Below are 16,524 nucleotides of genomic sequence, written 5' to 3'. Positions count from 1 at the left end.
ATAGATTCATGCGTTCCGGAGTAATCGCACAGAAGATGGGCATGACCCGCGTCTTCACCGAGACAGGTGATCACGTGCCGGTCACCGTCCTGAAGATGGACAACTGCCAGGTGGTGGGGGTCCGCACAGAGGAGACCGACGGTTATTCGGCGGTCCAGCTCGGCGTCGGCGCCGCCAAGGTGAAGCGCGTCAGCAAGCCGATGCGCGGCCATTTCGCCAAGGCGAAGGTCGAGCCGAAGCGCAAACTGGCCGAATTCCGCGTCAGCCCCGATGCCCTGCTCGAGGTCGGTGCCGAACTCACCGCCGACCATTTCGTTCCCGGTCAGAAGGTCGACGTCGTCGGCACCTCGATCGGTAAGGGGTTCGCCGGTGCCATGAAGCGGCACAACTTCGGCGGCCTGCGCGCCAGCCACGGTGTCTCCATCTCCCACCGCGCACATGGTTCCACGGGTAACTCCCAGGATCCGGGCCGGGTGTGGAAAGGCAAGAAGATGGCCGGTCACATGGGTGACGAGCGGGTCACGACGCAGAACCTCGAAGTGGTTCAGCTCGATGCCGATCGTGGCCTGATCCTGGTCAAGGGTTCGGTTCCGGGCGCCAAGGGCGGCTGGGTCCTGATCTCCGATGCCGTGAAGGCGAAGTTGCCGGAAAATCTTCCGTTCCCGGGTGCGGTACGCATTTCGGCGGCCGCGGTTGCAGAGGCGGAGACTGCCGCCGACGCGCCGGTCGAAGCGGAAGCGCCGGCCGACGTCGAAGCCTCGGCTGACGACAACGCCGAGAATAAGGACTGAGGGTCATGAAACTTCCTGTTACGACACTCGACAACAAGAAGTCCGGCGACATTGACGTCTCGGACTCCGTGTTCGCCGTCGAGCCGCGCCGGGATATCCTGGCCCGTGTGGTGAACTGGCAGCTGGCCAAGCGCCGCGCCGGGACCCACCAGACCAAGACGGTCTCCGACGTCAGCGGCACGACCAAGAAGCCGTTCCGGCAAAAAGGCACCGGCCGGGCCCGCGCGGGCACGCTCAGGGCGACGCAGTATCGTGGCGGCGGGATCGCGCACGGTCCGGTCTCCCGCGACCACGGCTTCGCCCTGCCGAAGAAGGTCCGCAAGCTCGGCATGCGCTCCGCGCTGTCCGCCAAGCAGGCCGAAGGCAAGCTGGTGGTGATCGACGATGCGACCGGCGAGACCAAGACCAAGGAACTGGCAAAGAAACTCGCCGCCCTCGGTTGGAAATCGGTCCTCTTTATCGGCGGTTCCGCGCTTGACGAGGGCTTTGCCCGCGCCGCGCGCAACATCCCGAATGTGGATGTGCTGCCGGAGCAGGGCGCGAACGTCTATGACATTCTCCGCCGCGACACCCTGGTCCTGACCAAGGCCGCTGTGGAAAGCCTGGAGGCTCGCCTGAAATGAGCATGCGTCCCTACAACGCCCGCCAGGTGCGGATGAGCGACGAACGTGCGTACGACATCATTGTGCGTCCGATCGTCACCGAGAAGTCGACCCTTGGCTCGCAGTTCGGCCAGGTGACCTTCGAGGTCGCCGTGGACGCTTCGAAGCCGGAGATCAAGGTCGCCGTCGAGAAGCTGTTCGACCGCAAGGTCAAGGCGGTCAACACCGTGCTCAGCAAGGGCAAGGTGAAGCGCTTCCGCGGCAAGATCGGCAAGCGGTCCGACTACAAGAAGGCGATCGTCACGTTCGAGGACGGTCAGGACATCGACGTTACGCAGGGGGTCTGATCCATGGCGTTGAAGACATTCAATCCGACGACGCCGTCCCAGCGTGAACTGGTGATCGTCGACCGCTCGGAACTCTGGAAAGGCAAGCCGGTCAAAGCTCTGACCCGCGGCCTGACCAAGTCCGGCGGACGCAACAATACGGGCCGTACCACGTCCTTCTGGCGTGGCGGCGGGCACAAGCGCAAATACCGCATCATCGACTTCAAGCGGACGAAGTACGACGTCGCAGCGACGGTCGAGCGGCTGGAATACGATCCGAACCGGACCGCGTTCATCGCGCTGATCAAGTATGACGACGGCGAACTGGCCTATATCCTGGCTCCGCAGCGTCTCAAGGCGGGTGACAAGGTCATCTCCGGCGAGCGCCAGGACATCAAGCCGGGCAACGCGATGCCGCTGAAGAACATCCCGGTCGGCACGATCGTCCACAATGTGGAGTTCAAGCCGGGCAAGGGCGGTCAGATCGCGCGTTCCGCCGGGGCATATGTGCAGATCGTCGGCCGTGACCAGGGTTATGCCCTGCTGCGCCTCACCTCCGGTGAAGTGCGCATGGTCCGCGGCGAGTGCATGGCGACTGTCGGTGCGGTTTCCAACCCGGACCAGCAGAACACCAATCTCGGCAAGGCGGGTCGCGCCCGCTGGCTTGGCAAGCGCCCGCATGTCCGCGGTGTCGTGATGAACCCGGTCGACCACCCGCATGGCGGTGGTGAAGGCCGGACCTCCGGCGGTCGTCACCCGGTGACTCCGTGGGGCAAGCCGACCAAAGGCAAGCGCACTCGCAACAACAAGAAAACCGACCGCCTGATTGTGCGTCGGCGCCGGAAGTAAGAGGAGATAGACGTTGGCACGTTCTGTTTGGAAAGGCCCGTTCGTTGACGGGTATCTCCTGAAGAAGTCCGACGCGACGCGCGCGTCCGGCCGTAACGAGGTCATCAAGACCTGGTCGCGCCGGTCGACGATTTTGCCGCAGTTCGTCGGTCTGACCTTCGGGGTTCACAACGGCCAGAAATTTGTTCCGGTACTGGTGACCGAGAACATGGTCGGACACAAACTCGGCGAATTCGCGCCGACCCGCACTTATTACGGCCATGCGGCCGATAAGAAGTCGCGGCGCTGAGGACTGGAGCAGAGACCATGGGAAAGAGTGCGGCCCAACGCAGGCTGGACGATACCGAGGCGCAAGCAGTGCTCCGCAATGTACGCGTGAGCCCGCAGAAGCTGAATGTCGTCGCGCAGATGATCCGGGGGATGGATGTGGAAAAGGCTCTCGCAGCCCTGACCTTTTCCCGCCGCCGCATCGCGAACGACGTGAAAAAGGTTCTGCAGTCCGCCATCGCGAACGCCGAAAACAATCATCAGCTCGATGTCGACCGGCTTTTCGTCAAGGAAGCCTCCGTCGGCAAGAGCATCGTCATGAAGCGCTTCCGTCCGCGGGCGCGGGGGCGTGTTGGCAAGATCATGAAGCCGTTTTCGCACCTGACAGTGGTCGTGCGCGAGCGCGGGGAGACTGAATAATGGGTCATAAAGTCAATCCGATCGGGCTTCGCCTCGGGATCAACCGGACCTGGGACTCCCGATGGTTCGCGGCCAAGGGATATGGCGATCTTCTGCACGAAGACATCCGGATCCGTCGCTTCCTGCACAAGCGCCTGGCGCAGGCCGGGATCTCCCGGATCGTCATCGAGCGTCCGGCGAAGCGCTGCCGCATTGCCATCTACACCGCTCGTCCGGGCGTCGTGATCGGCAAGAAGGGCCAGGACATCGAGAAACTCCGTCAGGAACTTTCGAAGATGGCCGGAACCGAGGTCAGCCTGAATATCCTCGAGATCCGCAAGCCGGAAATCGACGCGAAGCTGGTTGCCGACAATATCGCGCAGCAGCTTGAGCGCCGGGTTGCCTTCCGCCGGGCGATGAAGCGGGCCGTTCAGTCGGCCATGCGTCTCGGCGCCCAGGGCATCCGGATCAACTGTGCCGGCCGTCTCGGCGGCGCAGAAATCGCCCGGACCGAATGGTACCGCGAAGGCCGCGTTCCGCTGCACACGCTGCGTGCCGACATCGATTACGGCGAGTCCACCGCGCAGACCACCTACGGCGCCTGCGGCGTCAAGGTTTGGGTCTTCAAGGGGGAGATCATGGAACATGATCCGCTCGCCAGTGAAAAGCGGCTGACCGACCAGCCCGGCGCGCAGCGCTGAGCCGGCGGACAGGATAGAGGATTGAAAGATGCTTAGTCCGAAGCGCACAAAATTCCGGAAGGCCCACAAGGGGCGCATTCACGGAAACGCAAAAGGCGGCACGTCGCTGAATTTCGGTTCCTACGGTCTGAAGGCGATCACGCCGGCGCGGGTCACCGCGCGTCAGATCGAGGCGGCCCGCCGTGCGATCACCCGTCACATCCGCCGTGCCGGCCGGGTGTGGATCCGGATTTTCCCGGATGTTCCGGTGTCGTCCAAGCCGGCGGAAGTTCGTATGGGTAAGGGCAAGGGCACCCCGGAATTCTGGGTCTGCCGCGTAAAGCCCGGCCGCATCATGTTCGAGCTCGAGGGCGTTCCGCGGGAACTGGCAGAAGAAGCTTTCACGCTCGCTTCGGCCAAGCTTCCGCTCGATACGCGCTTCGTTGTCCGGCTCGGCGAATAAGGCCGGGGGAGAGAAGAACGATGGCAAGCAAGGCAGCAACCGATCTTCGCGCCAAGACGGCCGATGAGCTGAAAACCAGCCTGGTGGACCTGAAGAAGGAGGCCTTCAACCTCCGCTTCCAGCGTGCCAACGGTCAGCTGGAAAACACTGCGCGGATGCGGCAGGTGCGCCGCGAGATCGCGCGCATCAAGACGATCCTGCACGGGCAGGCCAGCGCTTAGTCGGCGCCGGATTTAGGAGACGAGAAATGCCGAGGCGAATTTTGCAGGGCACCGTAGTGAGCGACAAGGGCGAGAAATCTATCGTCGTACGTGTCGAGCGCCGCGTCATGCACCCGATCTATAAGAAGTTCATCAAGCGCTCGAAGAAGTTCGCGGCGCATGACGAACAGAATGCGTGCAAGGTCGGCGACATTGTGCGGATCCAGGAATGTGCTCCGATCTCGAAGCGCAAGAACTGGATCGTCGTCGAAGACGCCGGCGGCGAAGCTTAAGCGACGGAAGGAGTGACGACATGATTCAAATGCAGTCAAACCTCGATGTCGCTGACAATTCCGGCGCCCGCCGTGTCCAGTGCATCAAGGTTCTCGGCGGTTCCAAGCGCAAGGTCGCTGCCGTCGGTGACGTGATTGTGGTCTCCGTGAAGGAAGCAATTCCGCGGGGCCGCGTGAAGAAGGGCGAAGTGCTTCGGGCCGTGATCGTCCGGACCGCGAAAGAGATCCGTCGCAATGACGGTTCCTCGATCCGGTTCGACCGTAACGCCGCGGTGCTGATCAACAAGCAGAACGAGCCAATCGGGACCCGTATCTTTGGTCCGGTGACCCGTGAACTTCGCGCCAAGAAGTTCATGAAGATCATCTCGCTCGCACCGGAGGTGCTGTGATGGCAACGAAGTTCAAGGTGAAAAAGGGCGACAAGGTTGTCGTCACCACCGGGAAGGACAAGGGCAAGACGGGCGAAGTTCTGCGCGTCATTCCGGCTGAGAACCGGGTCCTGGTCCAGGGTGTGAACATGGTGAAGCGCCACACGCGTCCGACCCAGTTCGCCGCCGGCGGGATTATTGAGAAAGAGGCGCCGCTTCACATCTCGAATGTGGCGCACATCGACCCGAAGTCCAACGAGCCGACGCGCGTCGGGATTCGTGTTCTCGAGGATGGGCGTAAAGTCCGCTTCGCGAAACGGTCCGGCGAAGTGATCGACGCTTAAGCGCGCTCGAAAGAAGGCCAGATATGTCGCGATTGAAAGAAGTATACGAGAGCACGATCAAACCGGAGATGATCTCGGAGTTCAAATACTCGAACCCGATGAAATGTCCGAAGATCGAGAAGGTGATCGTCAACATCGGCGTTGGCGAGGCGGTGCAGGATTCCAAGAAGGTAAAAGCCGCCGTGGAAGACCTCGCCCTCATCACCGGTCAGCGTCCGATCGTCACCCGTGCGAAGAAGTCGATTGCCGGCTTCAAGCTTCGCGAGGGGATGCCGATCGGCTGCAAGGTCACCCTTCGCCGCGAGCGGATGTACGAGTTCCTGGATCGTCTGGTGAACATCGCCCTGCCGCGCGTGCGTGACTTCCGTGGTCTCAGCCCGAAGAGCTTCGACGGGCGCGGCAACTATTCGATGGGCCTGAAAGAGCAGATCGTGTTTCCGGAAATCGATTACGACAAGGTCGATTCGATCCGGGGCATGGAAATCGTCGTTGTGACGACGGCCGAAACCGACGATGAGGCGCGCGAGCTGCTGCGTCGCTTCAACTTCCCGTTCGTGAACTGATCGGGCTGGAGAAGATTCATGGCGAAGAAAAGCGCGATCGAGAAAAACCTCAACCGTCAGAAGCAGGTCCAGCGGGATACCGCGAAGCGTAAGCGCCTGAAGGCGATTATCGCTGACAAGGATCTGCCGATGGAAGAGCGGTTCAAGGCCGGTCTGAAGCTGAACGAGATGCCGCGGAATGGTGCCAAGATCCGTCTGCGCAACCGCTGCGAAGTCAGCGGTCGTCCGCGCGGTTATTACCGTAAACTCAAGATGTCCCGCATTGCCCTGCGTGATCTCGGCTCGATCGGCCAGATCCCGGGCATGGTCAAGTCTAGCTGGTAAGAGAGGAGTCTGACAGTGACGATGAGTGATCCTCTCGGGGATATGCTGACCCGGATCCGGAATGGCCAGACCGCTGGTAAGAGCGTCGTGTCCAGCCCGGCGTCGAAGCTGCGGAGCAATGTGCTCGAAGTTCTGATGCGCGAAGGTTATATTCGCGGCTATTCGAGCGCTGAAATCCGCACAGGCATCGGCGAACTGACGATTGAACTCAAGTACCATGACGGTGAGCCGGTGATCCGCGAAATCAAGCGCGTATCCCGTCCGGGCCGTCGGGTCTATTCGAAGATCAAGGACCTGCCGCGGTGCTACAACGGTCTGGGTATCCAGATCCTGTCGACCCCGCGCGGCATCCTGTCCGACAACGAGGCCCGCGCTGCCAATGTCGGCGGCGAAGTCCTCTGCCAGGTATTCTGATCGGAGCCAGGACAATGTCACGTATTGGTAAAAACCCGATCGCTCTTCCGAGCGGTGTCTCCGCCGAAATCGGCGCGGACGCCTTCTCGGCGAAGGGCCAGCTCGGCCAGCTCTTTGTCCCGCTCAGCGACGATGTCGACATTGCGATCGAGGACAATCTGGTCAAGGTGACGCCGAAGAACGAGTCCAAGCGTTCCCGTGCCATGTGGGGTACGATGCGCGCCCGCGTGCAGAACGCGGTAACGGGCGTTTCCGAAGGCTTCACGATCAATCTCGAGATCAACGGCGTCGGTTATCGTGCGGCGGTCGAGGGCAAGAACCTCGTACTGTCGCTCGGCTTCAGCCATCCGGTGACCTATCCGATTCCGGAAGGCATCACGATGAAGTGCGAAAAGCCGACATCCGTGTCGATCCATGGCGCCGACAAGCAGAGGGTTGGTCAGATCGCGGCTGAAATCCGCGGGTATCGTCCGCCGGAGCCCTTCAAGGGCAAGGGTGTCAAGTACGAGACCGAGACCATCCTCCGCAAGGAAGGCAAGAAGAAGTAAGGAACCGGGGCATGCTGAACTCAAAGAAACTCTTCCAGCGTCGCCGCGAGCGGACACGTACCGCGTTGCGGGCGAAGGCGAATGGCAAGGCCCGGCTCTCCGTGTTCCGGTCCTCCAAGAACATCTACGCGCAGGTCATCGACGATCTGAAGGGCGAGACTCTCGTGAGCGCGTCTTCCATCGAGAAGGACGTTCGCGGCTCGCTGAAAACCGGAGCCGACAAGGACGCGGCTGCGCAGATCGGAAAGCTGATCGGCGAACGTGCGGTGAGCAAGGGCGTCACCGACGTCGTGTTCGACCGCGGCGGGTACCGCTATCACGGGCGTGTCAAGGCCTTGGCCGATGCCGCGCGTGAAGCCGGACTGAAGTTCTAGAAAGGGCCGGGACATGGCACGAGGCGAAAGACGAGATCGCGACGCGCGCGACGAACCGGAACTGGTTGAAAAGCTGGTCGGTATCAACCGCGTCGCCAAGGTTGTGAAGGGCGGTCGCCGGTTTGGCTTCGCCGCTCTGGTGATTGTCGGTGACGGTCGCGGCCGGGTCGGCTACGGTGCGGGCAAGGCTCGGGAAGTGCCGGAAGCGATCCGCAAGGCGACCGAGCAGGCGAAGCGTGGCATGGTTCGCGTGCCGCTGCGTGAAGGTCGTACGCTGCACCATGACATCGGCGGTCGCTTCGGCGCCGGCCGGGTGATCCTTCGGTCGGCTCCGGCCGGTACCGGCATCATCGCGGGCGGTCCGATGCGTGCGATCTTCGAAGCGCTGGGCATGCAGGACGTGGTGGCGAAGTCCACCGGGACCTCCAACCCGCACAACATGATCAAGGCCACCTTCGAGGCGTTGAAGAACGTCCGGTCCCCGCGCGCGGTTGCGGCCAAGCGCAGCAAGAAGGTCTCCGAGATCTTCGGACGGTCCGGCGCCGACGCCGAAGCGGCTCAGGCCTAAGGACGGAGAAGAGCCATGGCGGCAACGAAGAAAAAGACGGCCGACAAGACGGTCACGGTCACCCAGATCGGCAGCCCGATCGGCCGGACCAAGGACCAGCGCCAGACGCTGGTCGGCTTGGGCCTGAACAAACTGCACCGCACGCGCACCCTGGAGGATACCCCGGCGGTTCGCGGCATGATCAGCAAGGTCGCCCATCTGGTGCGCGTCGAAGACGCGTCCTAAGGCGGCCAGGCAGAACATCAAGGCGATCCGGCCGTTGCCGGAACGAGGGCAAGAACGATGAAACTCAACGAACTTCGCGATAATCCGGGCGCGCGTCCGTCGGGCAAGCGGGTCGGCCGCGGCGCCGGTTCCGGTCTCGGCAAGACCGCGGGCAAGGGTCAGAAGGGTCAGACCTCGCGCTCCGGCGTTGCCATCAACGGCTTCGAAGGCGGCCAGATGCCGATCCACCGGCGCCTGCCGAAGCGGGGCTTCAAGAACCCGTTCCGCAAGGAATACGCGCCGGTCAATGTCGGCACGCTCCAGGCGGCGATCGACGCGGGCAAGCTCGACGCCAAGAAGACCATCGATGCCGCGGCGCTTCAGGCTGCCGGCGTTGTCGGTCGCTTGCGCGACGGCGTCCGCCTGCTTGCAACGGGCGAGCTGAAGGCCAAGGTTAAGGTGGAAGTAGCCGGCGCGTCGGCGGCCGCGATTGCGGCGGTCGAGAAGGCCGGTGGTTCCGTGACGGTTGCGGCGGCTACCGCGAAACCGGCCAAAGAAGCAGGCGACTCGACCAGCGAGTAGTCTGACATCCACCGATTGGGTTCAGCGACATGGCATCCAGCGCCGAGCAATACGCTTCATCGATCAACTTCGGGGCCTTCGCGAAAGCGACGGAACTCAAGAAACGCATCTGGTTCACACTGGGTGCGTTGATCGTTTATCGCCTCGGGACCTATATCCCGATCCCGGGCATCGATCCGGCGGTGCTGGAGCAGATCTTCTCGCAGAATGCCGGCGGCATCCTGGGCATGTTCGACATGTTCGCCGGCGGTGCGCTCGGCCGTATGACGATCTTCGCGCTGAACATCATGCCGTACATCTCCGCGGCCATTATCATGCAGCTGATGACCGCGGTGTCGCCCAGTCTCGAGACCCTGAAGAAGGAAGGCGAGAGCGGGCGCAAGAAGATCAATCAGTACACCCGTTATCTGACGGTGCTGCTTGCGACCTTCCAGGCCTACGGGATTTCCGTCGGGCTGGAATCCATGGCGGATGGTACGGCGGTCGGAAATCCCGGGTTCTTCTTCCGCGCGACGGCCGTGATCACGCTGGTGGGCGGAACCGTCTTCCTGATGTGGCTCGGCGAGCAGATCACCGCGCGCGGCGTCGGTAACGGTATCTCGCTCATCATCTTCGCCGGCATCGTGGCGGAACTGCCCTCCGCGCTCGCCGGGACGCTCGAGCTCGGCCGGACGGGCGCGCTGTCCGCCGCCGTGATCGTGCTGATCCTGGCGATGGCGGTGGCGGTGATCGCCGGCATTGTGTTCATCGAGCGCTCGCAGCGCCGGATCACGGTCCAGTATCCGAAGCGCCAGGTGGGTAACCGGATGTTCGGGGGTGAGAACTCTCACCTGCCGTTGAAGATCAACGTGTCCGGCGTGATTCCGCCGATCTTCGCCAGTTCGATCCTGCTGATGCCGGTCACGGTCGCGCAGATGACCACGGCGGGCGGCGGCGGACCGGAATGGCTGACCACCTTCACTGCGATGGTGGGGCGCGGCCAGCCCCTCTATCTGGCGGTTTTCGTTTCGCTGATCGTGTTCTTCGCGTTCTTCTATACCGCGATCGTTTTCAATCCGGCCGACACCGCGGACAATCTGCGGAAATACGGCGGTTTCGTCCCGGGAATCCGCCCGGGCAAGAACACGGCCGACTATCTCGACTATGTGCTGACCAGGCTCACGGTTCTGGGCGCCGCCTATCTCGCGGCGGTCTGCATCCTGCCGGAAATCCTGATCAGCCAGTATCAGGTACCCTTCTATTTCGGGGGAACCAGCCTGCTCATCGTCGTGACGGTGACCATGGATACTGTGGGCCAGATCCAGTCGCATCTGCTGGCGCATCAGTATGAGGGCCTGATCAAAAAATCAAAATTGAGGGGGAAACGTCGATGAATCTGATTTTGCTCGGCCCTCCGGGTGCCGGAAAGGGGACCCAGGCGAAGCGCCTGGAGGACAAGTTCAAGATCGTCCAGCTCTCCACCGGCGACATGCTGCGCGCGGCGATCGCGTCGGGCAGCGAGGTCGGCCTGAAGGCAAAGAGCATCATCGATTCCGGAGGCCTTGTCTCCGACGACATCATGGTTCAGATGATCTCCGAACGGATCGATCAGGACGACTGCAAGAACGGTTTTATCCTCGATGGCTTCCCGCGCACGGTCGCGCAGGCGGATGCCCTCGACGGCATGCTGGCCGAAAAGGGCCTGAAAATAGATCACGTGATCGAGCTCAAGGTTGACGAGGCGATCCTGTTTGACCGCATCCGGACCCGGATCGCGGAAACACCGGAAGCCGAGCGCCGCAGCGACGACAATGAAGAAACGCTGAAGAAGCGGCTCGACGTGTTCAAGGAACAGACTGCTCCGATCATTCCGTACTATGCGGACAAAGGAGCGTTGAAGACGGTGGACGGCATGGCCTCCATCGACAAGGTGAGTGCTCAGATCGACGCGATTGTGGCGGCCTGAGATTGGATTTGAGGTGCGGGTAAACCGGTTGACTCGGCAATCCGGTTGCGTATAATCCGCGCCCTCGGTTTCGGAGAAACCGTGCGTATTCGCTTGCGCGAATTTTCCGAGTTCGGTGCCTGGGTCTTCCGACCCGTATTTTTGTTGGACGCTGACAAGCGTTGTACTGAGGAGTTTGCTCGTGGCGCGCATCGCAGGCGTGAATATCCCGACGCAAAAGCGTGTCGAGATTGCTTTGACATACATTCATGGTATCGGCCGGACCACCTCCACAAAGATTTGTGAGAGCGTTGGCATCCCGCGCGAACGCCGTGTGCATGAACTGACCGAAGACGAAGTCGCGCGCCTGCGCGAGGTCATCGACCGCGACGAGGTGGTCGAGGGTGACCTGCGCCGCAAGGTGGCGATGGACATCAAGCGTCTGATGGATCTGGGCTGCTATCGCGGCCTGCGGCACCGCAAGGGCCTTCCGGTACGGGGGCAGCGGACCCACACCAACGCGCGGACCCGCAAGGGCCCGGCGAAGGCCATCGCAGGTAAGAAGAAGTAATTCGGGCGTGTCCCGACAAGCCGGAGCGGCAATTTAATGGCTAAACAACCGACCCAGGCACGCGTTAAGCGTCGCGAGCGGAAGAACATCACTTCCGGTGTCGCGCATGTGAACGCGTCCTTCAACAACACCATGATCACCATCACCGACGCCCAGGGCAACGCGATCTCCTGGTCTTCCGCCGGTGCAATGGGTTTCAAGGGTTCCCGTAAGTCCACCCCGTACGCGGCCCAGGTCGCGGCCGAGGATGCCGGCAAGAAAGCTGCCGAGCATGGCATGAAGACCCTTGAGATCGAAGTCAGCGGCCCGGGTTCGGGGCGCGAGTCCGCTTTGCGTGCGCTGCAGTCCGTCGGCTTCGCCGTGACCTCCATTCGTGATGTCACGCCGATCCCGCACAATGGCTGCCGGCCGCCGAAGCGTCGCCGGGTCTAAGGAACGGACGGCTTCGGCCGCCCGACCGATAGCGCCTTGGCCCCGAAGCAGTCGGTTTCGGGGCCGAAAGCATAAGTTAGAGGCCCGCGGGTCTCGATAGCGATGAGGTCACCCCCGTGATTCAGAAGAACTGGCAGGCTCTGATAAAGCCGAACAAGCTCGATGTGCAACCGGGTTCGGATCCCGCCCGCAAGGCAACGATCGTGGCGGAGCCGCTGGAGCGTGGATTCGGTCTGACCCTCGGCAACGCGCTTCGCCGCATCCTGCTGTCGTCCCTCCAGGGCGCGGCGGTGACCGCGGTCCAGATCGACGGTGTGCTTCACGAGTTCTCCTCCGTCGCCGGCGTCCGCGAGGACGTGACCGACATGGTGCTGAACATCAAGGCGATCGCGCTGCGCGCCCACAGCGAAGGCCCGCGCAAGATGCGCCTGAAAGCCGAGGGCCCGGGCGAAGTCACCGCGGGCATGATCGAGGCCGGCGCCGATATCGAGGTCATGAACCCCGACCTGGTGATCTGCACGCTCGACAACGGCGCCAGCCTGTCGATGGAATTCACCGTGGAGACGGGCAAGGGCTACGTTCCGGCGAGCGCCAACCGTCCGGAAGACGCGCCGATCGGCCTGATCCCGGTCGATGCGATCTTCTCTCCGGTGCGCCAGGTCACCTACAAGGTCGACAACACCCGCGTCGGTCAGGTCACTGATTATGACAAGCTGTCCGTGACCGTCGAAACCGACGGCTCGCTGACCCCGGAAGACGCGGTTGCCTATGCCGCCCGCATCCTCCAGGACCAGCTCCAGCTCTTCATCAATTTCGAAGAGCCGCAGCAGGTGGTCGAGGCCGAGGAAAAGACCGAGCTTCCGTTCAACAAGAACCTGCTCCGCAAGGTGGACGAACTGGAACTCTCCGTACGTTCCGCGAACTGCCTGAAGAACGACAACATCGTCTATATCGGCGACCTGGTTCAGAAGACCGAGCCGGAAATGCTGCGAACCCCGAATTTCGGCCGCAAGAGCCTCAACGAGATCAAAGAGGTTCTGGGTCAGATGGGCCTGGCGCTCGGCATGGATATCCCGAACTGGCCGCCGGACAACATCGAAGAGCTTGCCAAGCGGCTCGAAGAGCCGTTCTGAGCGGCCTAAAGCCGTAACGCGCAGTGCCGTGAGGCACTTGAAGATGAGAAACTGGAGTTTTCGCGATGCGACATCGTTTTAAAGGCCGCCGGTTCAACCGGTCCGCCAGCCACCGCAAAGCCATGTTCAAGAACATGGCCAATGCGCTGATCAAGCACGAGCAGATCGTCACCACCCTGCCGAAGGCGAAAGACCTGCGCAGCGTCGTGGAAAAGCTCATCACCCTCGGCAAGCGCCAGGACCTGCACGCCCGCCGTCAGGCGATGTCGCAGCTGCAGGACATGGGCATGACGCGCAAGCTGTTCGACGTCCTCGCCGAGCGCTACAAGGACCGTCAGGGCGGTTACACCCGTGTCCTGAAGGCGGGCTTCCGCTATGGCGACAGCGCCCCGATGGCCGTGATCGAACTGGTCGACCGGGACGAGGATGCCCGCGGCCAGGACTCCGGTCCGGTCCATGTCGAGGAAGAAGAGCTCGACGGCGCGATGCCGGCCGCGATCTGATCGCGCCCACGCGTTCCGACGAAAAGCGAAGGCGGCCTCCGGGCCGCCTTTCCTTTTTTCCGGGTCTCCGGCATTCGGTCAGGCGTGATCCAGCGGCGCCAGATTCGCGGCGATTTCCCAGATTTCGGCATCGTCCGGCCAGGCGGCGACGAGCTGGGTGAGTTCCTGGCTCAGCAGGTCGGCATGGGCGGCATCGTCCAGCGCGTCGGCGGTGAGCAGCAGGTTGGCGCAGGCCTTGGCATGGACCAGGGCGATCTCCTCGTCCTCCGGCCGGGCCGCCGAGAGCGCGAGGATATCGTCATAGACCTGTCTTGCCTTGCCGACATTGCCGTCCCGGCAGAAGTCCGTCATCAGGTTGAAGGCCGCCAGCGCGGCCTTGCCGACCATCGCGTCGTCGAGGGCGGCGCGGTGCTGGAGATCCCGATAGACAGCTTCCGCGGAGCTCAGGTCGTCCCTGTCGCCGAAGACCGTGACAAGGGCAAAGCCGGCATCCGCCAGGACCTCGGCAAGCTCCGGGTCCGGTGCGCGCTGTCCGACGAAGCGTGCAAGGTCGAAATAGATCTCGCGCGCTTTCTCCGGCGCCCCGGATCGCGCGAGATAGGTTGCCAGATTGTAGCTGCCGTTGGCCCGGTGCAGCATGGTATCCGGACGGCTGTTCGGCACTTCCGCGAGGGCGCAGAGGGAACGGTGCAGATGCCGGGCCTCGCGCGTGCGGCGTTCGTTGCAATGGGCGGCGATCCGGTTCGCGATCGCCTTGGCGAGGGTCGATCGCAGCAGGCGGTCGGACGGATGACGGGCCGCAATGGTGCGGATCTCCTCGAAGGTCTGGTCCGCCTCCCGGTCCTTGCCCTGGCGGGCATATTCGAGACATAGCGTGACCGAAAGCTCGCAGTAGCCGCGCCGCATGCCCGGATCGTCGGGATGCGCGCTGGCATATCGCTCGAGCCGAGTACGGACATCCCGGATGGCGGTAATTTCCTTGCGCCGGGCATGGCAGGCGGCGAGGCGCAGGGCGCCGCAGATCAGACGGTCCCGGATATCGGGCGATCCGCTATGGTCGCGGGCAAGTTCGTAGAGAGAATCGTAGCAGGCCCGGGCTTCGGCGATCTCGCGGTCGCTGTCGCCGAAATGGCAAAGCGCATCCGCTAGCTCTCCGGCTCTGGAGATCGTGGTTTTCCCGGCGTCCCGTTCGCCTGGCATGAAACCCTCCGTTCCCGGCCCGGCACGTCAGGTGCGTCCCTTTTGCCCCATGCACCGTCAGCCCATATAGGATAGCGTACATTCGACCGGTTTTTGTGACAACTAGTGGAAAAGCGACTGATGCGGGGACCTGATTCCAATCGGTTTTTCGACATTTTCATGGCCCGGATTTTCGCCCCGGCGGCGCGGGCCGCACTTGCCGGAGGGCTTGTTCTGTCGATCCTGGCCGGAGCGCCGGCGGTCGCTCAGTCCGTCAAGCAAGTGCCGTCTTCGCGTGAAGATATCCAGTATTCCTTCGCTCCTCTCGTCAGGAAGGTCGGGCCGGCGGTGGTGAATATCTATGCTCGCGCCGAGGTCACGGAGCGGCGCGCCTCGCCGCTGTTCGACGATCCTTTCTTCCGGCGTTTTTTCGGCGACGTGTTTCCGGGCGAGACCCGCAAGCGGACCGCCCAGTCCCTCGGCTCCGGAGTGATCATGCGGCCGGACGGGCTTGTCGTGACCAATGCCCATGTCATCAAGGGCGCCGACGAGATCACAGTCGTGCTCGCGGACCGGCGTGAGTTCGACGCGAAGATCCTGATCCAGGACGAGCGCACCGATCTCGCGGTGCTCAAGTTCGACACGGATGGCGAAAATCTGCCGTTTCTGGAGATTCGGGACAGTGACGAACTGGAGGTCGGCGATATCGTCCTCGCGATCGGCAACCCGTTCGGGGTCGGCCAGACCGTGACCAGCGGCATCATCTCGGCGCTCGCGCGAACCGCGCTCGGGATCACCGACTACAGCTTTTTCATCCAGACCGACGCGGCGATCAATCCCGGCAATTCCGGCGGCGCTCTGATCTCGATGGATGGAAAGCTTGTCGGGGTCAACACCGCGATCTTCAGCAATCGGCAGGGCAGCGGCGCCGGTTCTGTCGGAATCGGCTTCGCGGTGCCGTCCAACATGGTCCGCACCATTCTCGAAGGCGTGGACAAGGGTGTGATCGTCCGGCCCTGGCTCGGGGTGTCTGGGCAGACCATGACCACGGACCTTGCCGAGCAGTTCGGTCTGTCGCGCCCGATCGGGGTGGCTGTGACGGACGTCTATCCGGACGGACCCGCCGCGAATGCCGGGATCCGGGTCGGAGACATCATCCTGAAGATCTCCGGACGGGAAATCATCGATGAACAGGCGCTCCGCTACCGCGTAGCGACCCGCCCGCTCGAAAGCATCGCCGAGATCGAGATTCTGCGCCGCGGCGAACGCCTGTCCCTGGATGTCCCGATGCGACCGCCGCTCGCCCGGCCGGAACCGGATGTGCGCGACCTGCAGGGCCAGCATCCGCTGGCCGGAGCCAGAGTCGCCAACCTCTCCCCGGCCTTTGCCCTGGAGCAGGGGCTCGATGACATGGCGCGCGGGGTCGTGATCCTGAAGGTCGCGCGGCAGTCGCCGGCGGCAAGGATCGGATTGAGGCCCGGAGATGTCGTGACCGACGTCAACGGCACCAGGATCGAGCTGGTCGCCACGCTCGAGCAGGCGATGCTGGCGGGCCAGCATGCCTGGCGCATCTCGATCCGCCGCGAGGGCCAGGTGCTGACGACGGAAATCAAGGGATAGAAG

28 protein-coding genes are annotated in these 16,524 nt (G+C 62.8%); 27 read left to right on the top strand and 1 reads right to left on the bottom strand.

Features of this window, described 5'->3' with window-relative positions:
- Nucleotides 1–8: 8 nt before the first annotated feature.
- The 26 genes from rplC (at nucleotide 9) to rplQ (ending at nucleotide 13,722) form a co-directional block, all read left to right on the top strand.
- Nucleotides 9–791, top strand: a complete 783-nt coding sequence (gene rplC, locus ACOOE1_RS10495; RefSeq protein WP_420406295.1) for a 50S ribosomal protein L3 — start codon at nucleotides 9–11, stop codon at nucleotides 789–791.
- Nucleotides 792–796: 5 nt separating this feature from the next.
- Nucleotides 797–1,414: a 50S ribosomal protein L4 gene (gene rplD, locus ACOOE1_RS10490; protein WP_420406294.1), complete on the top strand. Its 618-nt coding sequence runs from the start codon at nucleotides 797–799 to the stop codon at nucleotides 1,412–1,414.
- A 2-nt stretch (nucleotides 1,415–1,416) separates the two neighbouring features.
- Entirely contained in the window at nucleotides 1,417–1,740 is a 324-nt protein-coding gene (locus tag ACOOE1_RS10485; protein WP_420406419.1) for a 50S ribosomal protein L23, read from the top strand.
- Between the two features lie 3 nt (nucleotides 1,741–1,743).
- Nucleotides 1,744–2,568, top strand: a complete 825-nt coding sequence (rplB, locus tag ACOOE1_RS10480) for a 50S ribosomal protein L2 (protein ID WP_420406293.1) — start codon at nucleotides 1,744–1,746, stop codon at nucleotides 2,566–2,568.
- A 13-nt stretch (nucleotides 2,569–2,581) separates the two neighbouring features.
- Entirely contained in the window at nucleotides 2,582–2,857 is a 276-nt protein-coding gene (rpsS, locus tag ACOOE1_RS10475) for a 30S ribosomal protein S19 (RefSeq protein WP_193188683.1), read from the top strand.
- A gap of 17 nt (nucleotides 2,858–2,874) precedes the next feature.
- Nucleotides 2,875–3,255 carry a 50S ribosomal protein L22 gene (rplV, locus tag ACOOE1_RS10470; RefSeq protein ID WP_420406292.1) on the top strand — a complete coding sequence of 127 codons (381 nt, stop codon included), beginning with the start codon at nucleotides 2,875–2,877 and terminating at the stop codon, nucleotides 3,253–3,255.
- The gene (gene rpsC, locus ACOOE1_RS10465) at nucleotides 3,255–3,935 is read left to right on the top strand and encodes a 30S ribosomal protein S3 (RefSeq protein WP_420406291.1); all 681 of its coding nucleotides are present in this window, start codon (nucleotides 3,255–3,257) and stop codon (nucleotides 3,933–3,935) included. Before rplV ends, rpsC begins: the two co-directional genes overlap by 1 nt.
- A 28-nt stretch (nucleotides 3,936–3,963) precedes the next feature.
- Entirely contained in the window at nucleotides 3,964–4,377 is a 414-nt protein-coding gene (gene rplP / locus ACOOE1_RS10460) for a 50S ribosomal protein L16 (RefSeq protein ID WP_420406290.1), read from the top strand.
- 20 nt (nucleotides 4,378–4,397) lie between these two features.
- Nucleotides 4,398–4,598: a 50S ribosomal protein L29 gene (gene rpmC / locus ACOOE1_RS10455; RefSeq protein WP_193188675.1), complete on the top strand. Its 201-nt coding sequence runs from the start codon at nucleotides 4,398–4,400 to the stop codon at nucleotides 4,596–4,598.
- Nucleotides 4,599–4,624: 26 nt separating this feature from the next.
- On the top strand, nucleotides 4,625–4,870 hold the full coding sequence (rpsQ, locus tag ACOOE1_RS10450; RefSeq protein WP_420406289.1) for a 30S ribosomal protein S17: 246 nt from the start codon (nucleotides 4,625–4,627) through the stop codon (nucleotides 4,868–4,870).
- Nucleotides 4,871–4,890: 20 nt separating this feature from the next.
- Nucleotides 4,891–5,259 (top strand): 50S ribosomal protein L14, encoded by a 369-nt coding sequence (rplN, locus tag ACOOE1_RS10445; RefSeq protein WP_420406288.1) that lies wholly within the window; start codon nucleotides 4,891–4,893, stop codon nucleotides 5,257–5,259.
- Complete coding sequence (gene rplX / locus ACOOE1_RS10440; RefSeq protein ID WP_420406287.1) at nucleotides 5,259–5,582, top strand: 50S ribosomal protein L24; 324 nt, start codon at nucleotides 5,259–5,261, stop codon at nucleotides 5,580–5,582. The genes rplN and rplX overlap by 1 nt, the downstream gene beginning before the upstream one ends.
- Before the next feature lie 23 nt (nucleotides 5,583–5,605).
- Complete coding sequence (rplE, locus tag ACOOE1_RS10435) at nucleotides 5,606–6,145, top strand: 50S ribosomal protein L5 (RefSeq protein WP_420406286.1); 540 nt, start codon at nucleotides 5,606–5,608, stop codon at nucleotides 6,143–6,145.
- 18 nt (nucleotides 6,146–6,163) lie between these two features.
- Nucleotides 6,164–6,469, top strand: a complete 306-nt coding sequence (rpsN, locus tag ACOOE1_RS10430; protein ID WP_420406285.1) for a 30S ribosomal protein S14 — start codon at nucleotides 6,164–6,166, stop codon at nucleotides 6,467–6,469.
- Nucleotides 6,470–6,484: 15 nt separating this feature from the next.
- Nucleotides 6,485–6,883 carry a 30S ribosomal protein S8 gene (rpsH, locus tag ACOOE1_RS10425; protein ID WP_420406284.1) on the top strand — a complete coding sequence of 133 codons (399 nt, stop codon included), beginning with the start codon at nucleotides 6,485–6,487 and terminating at the stop codon, nucleotides 6,881–6,883.
- Nucleotides 6,884–6,897: 14 nt separating this feature from the next.
- A complete protein-coding gene (gene rplF / locus ACOOE1_RS10420; protein WP_420406283.1) occupies nucleotides 6,898–7,431 on the top strand; it encodes a 50S ribosomal protein L6 in 534 nt (177 codons plus the stop codon).
- 11 nt (nucleotides 7,432–7,442) lie between these two features.
- Nucleotides 7,443–7,805 (top strand): 50S ribosomal protein L18, encoded by a 363-nt coding sequence (rplR, locus tag ACOOE1_RS10415; RefSeq protein WP_420406282.1) that lies wholly within the window; start codon nucleotides 7,443–7,445, stop codon nucleotides 7,803–7,805.
- Nucleotides 7,806–7,818: 13 nt separating this feature from the next.
- Nucleotides 7,819–8,373, top strand: coding sequence for a 30S ribosomal protein S5 (gene rpsE, locus ACOOE1_RS10410; protein WP_420406281.1), 555 nt, complete (start codon nucleotides 7,819–7,821; stop codon nucleotides 8,371–8,373).
- A 15-nt stretch (nucleotides 8,374–8,388) separates the two neighbouring features.
- Nucleotides 8,389–8,598: a 50S ribosomal protein L30 gene (gene rpmD / locus ACOOE1_RS10405; protein ID WP_420406280.1), complete on the top strand. Its 210-nt coding sequence runs from the start codon at nucleotides 8,389–8,391 to the stop codon at nucleotides 8,596–8,598.
- Nucleotides 8,599–8,655: 57 nt separating this feature from the next.
- Nucleotides 8,656–9,159, top strand: coding sequence for a 50S ribosomal protein L15 (gene rplO / locus ACOOE1_RS10400; RefSeq protein ID WP_420406279.1), 504 nt, complete (start codon nucleotides 8,656–8,658; stop codon nucleotides 9,157–9,159).
- A 29-nt stretch (nucleotides 9,160–9,188) separates the two neighbouring features.
- Complete coding sequence (gene secY / locus ACOOE1_RS10395; RefSeq protein WP_420406278.1) at nucleotides 9,189–10,532, top strand: preprotein translocase subunit SecY; 1,344 nt, start codon at nucleotides 9,189–9,191, stop codon at nucleotides 10,530–10,532.
- Nucleotides 10,529–11,104: an adenylate kinase gene (locus ACOOE1_RS10390; protein WP_420406277.1), complete on the top strand. Its 576-nt coding sequence runs from the start codon at nucleotides 10,529–10,531 to the stop codon at nucleotides 11,102–11,104. Before secY ends, ACOOE1_RS10390 begins: the two co-directional genes overlap by 4 nt.
- Before the next feature lie 181 nt (nucleotides 11,105–11,285).
- Nucleotides 11,286–11,654: a 30S ribosomal protein S13 gene (rpsM, locus tag ACOOE1_RS10385; protein ID WP_420406276.1), complete on the top strand. Its 369-nt coding sequence runs from the start codon at nucleotides 11,286–11,288 to the stop codon at nucleotides 11,652–11,654.
- A 36-nt stretch (nucleotides 11,655–11,690) separates the two neighbouring features.
- Entirely contained in the window at nucleotides 11,691–12,086 is a 396-nt protein-coding gene (gene rpsK, locus ACOOE1_RS10380; protein ID WP_292884804.1) for a 30S ribosomal protein S11, read from the top strand.
- A 116-nt stretch (nucleotides 12,087–12,202) separates the two neighbouring features.
- A complete protein-coding gene (locus ACOOE1_RS10375) occupies nucleotides 12,203–13,219 on the top strand; it encodes a DNA-directed RNA polymerase subunit alpha (protein ID WP_420406275.1) in 1,017 nt (338 codons plus the stop codon).
- A 65-nt stretch (nucleotides 13,220–13,284) separates the two neighbouring features.
- Nucleotides 13,285–13,722, top strand: coding sequence for a 50S ribosomal protein L17 (rplQ, locus tag ACOOE1_RS10370; RefSeq protein WP_420406274.1), 438 nt, complete (start codon nucleotides 13,285–13,287; stop codon nucleotides 13,720–13,722).
- 78 nt (nucleotides 13,723–13,800) lie between these two features.
- Here the strand turns inward: rplQ and ACOOE1_RS10365 are convergent, their stop codons facing one another.
- Nucleotides 13,801–14,922 carry a hypothetical protein gene (locus tag ACOOE1_RS10365; RefSeq protein ID WP_420406273.1) on the bottom strand — a complete coding sequence of 374 codons (1,122 nt, stop codon included), beginning with the start codon at nucleotides 14,920–14,922 and terminating at the stop codon, nucleotides 13,801–13,803.
- A 120-nt stretch (nucleotides 14,923–15,042) separates the two neighbouring features.
- On the opposite strand from ACOOE1_RS10365, the gene ACOOE1_RS10360 reads away from it, so the two are divergent.
- Nucleotides 15,043–16,521, top strand: a complete 1,479-nt coding sequence (locus ACOOE1_RS10360; protein WP_420406272.1) for a Do family serine endopeptidase — start codon at nucleotides 15,043–15,045, stop codon at nucleotides 16,519–16,521.
- Nucleotides 16,522–16,524: the final 3 nt, after the last annotated feature.

This window comes from Nisaea sp. (assembly GCF_965216895.1).
Lineage (GTDB): Bacteria > Pseudomonadota > Alphaproteobacteria > Thalassobaculales > Thalassobaculaceae > Nisaea.
This window is presented reverse-complemented; position numbering and strand designations above follow the sequence as displayed.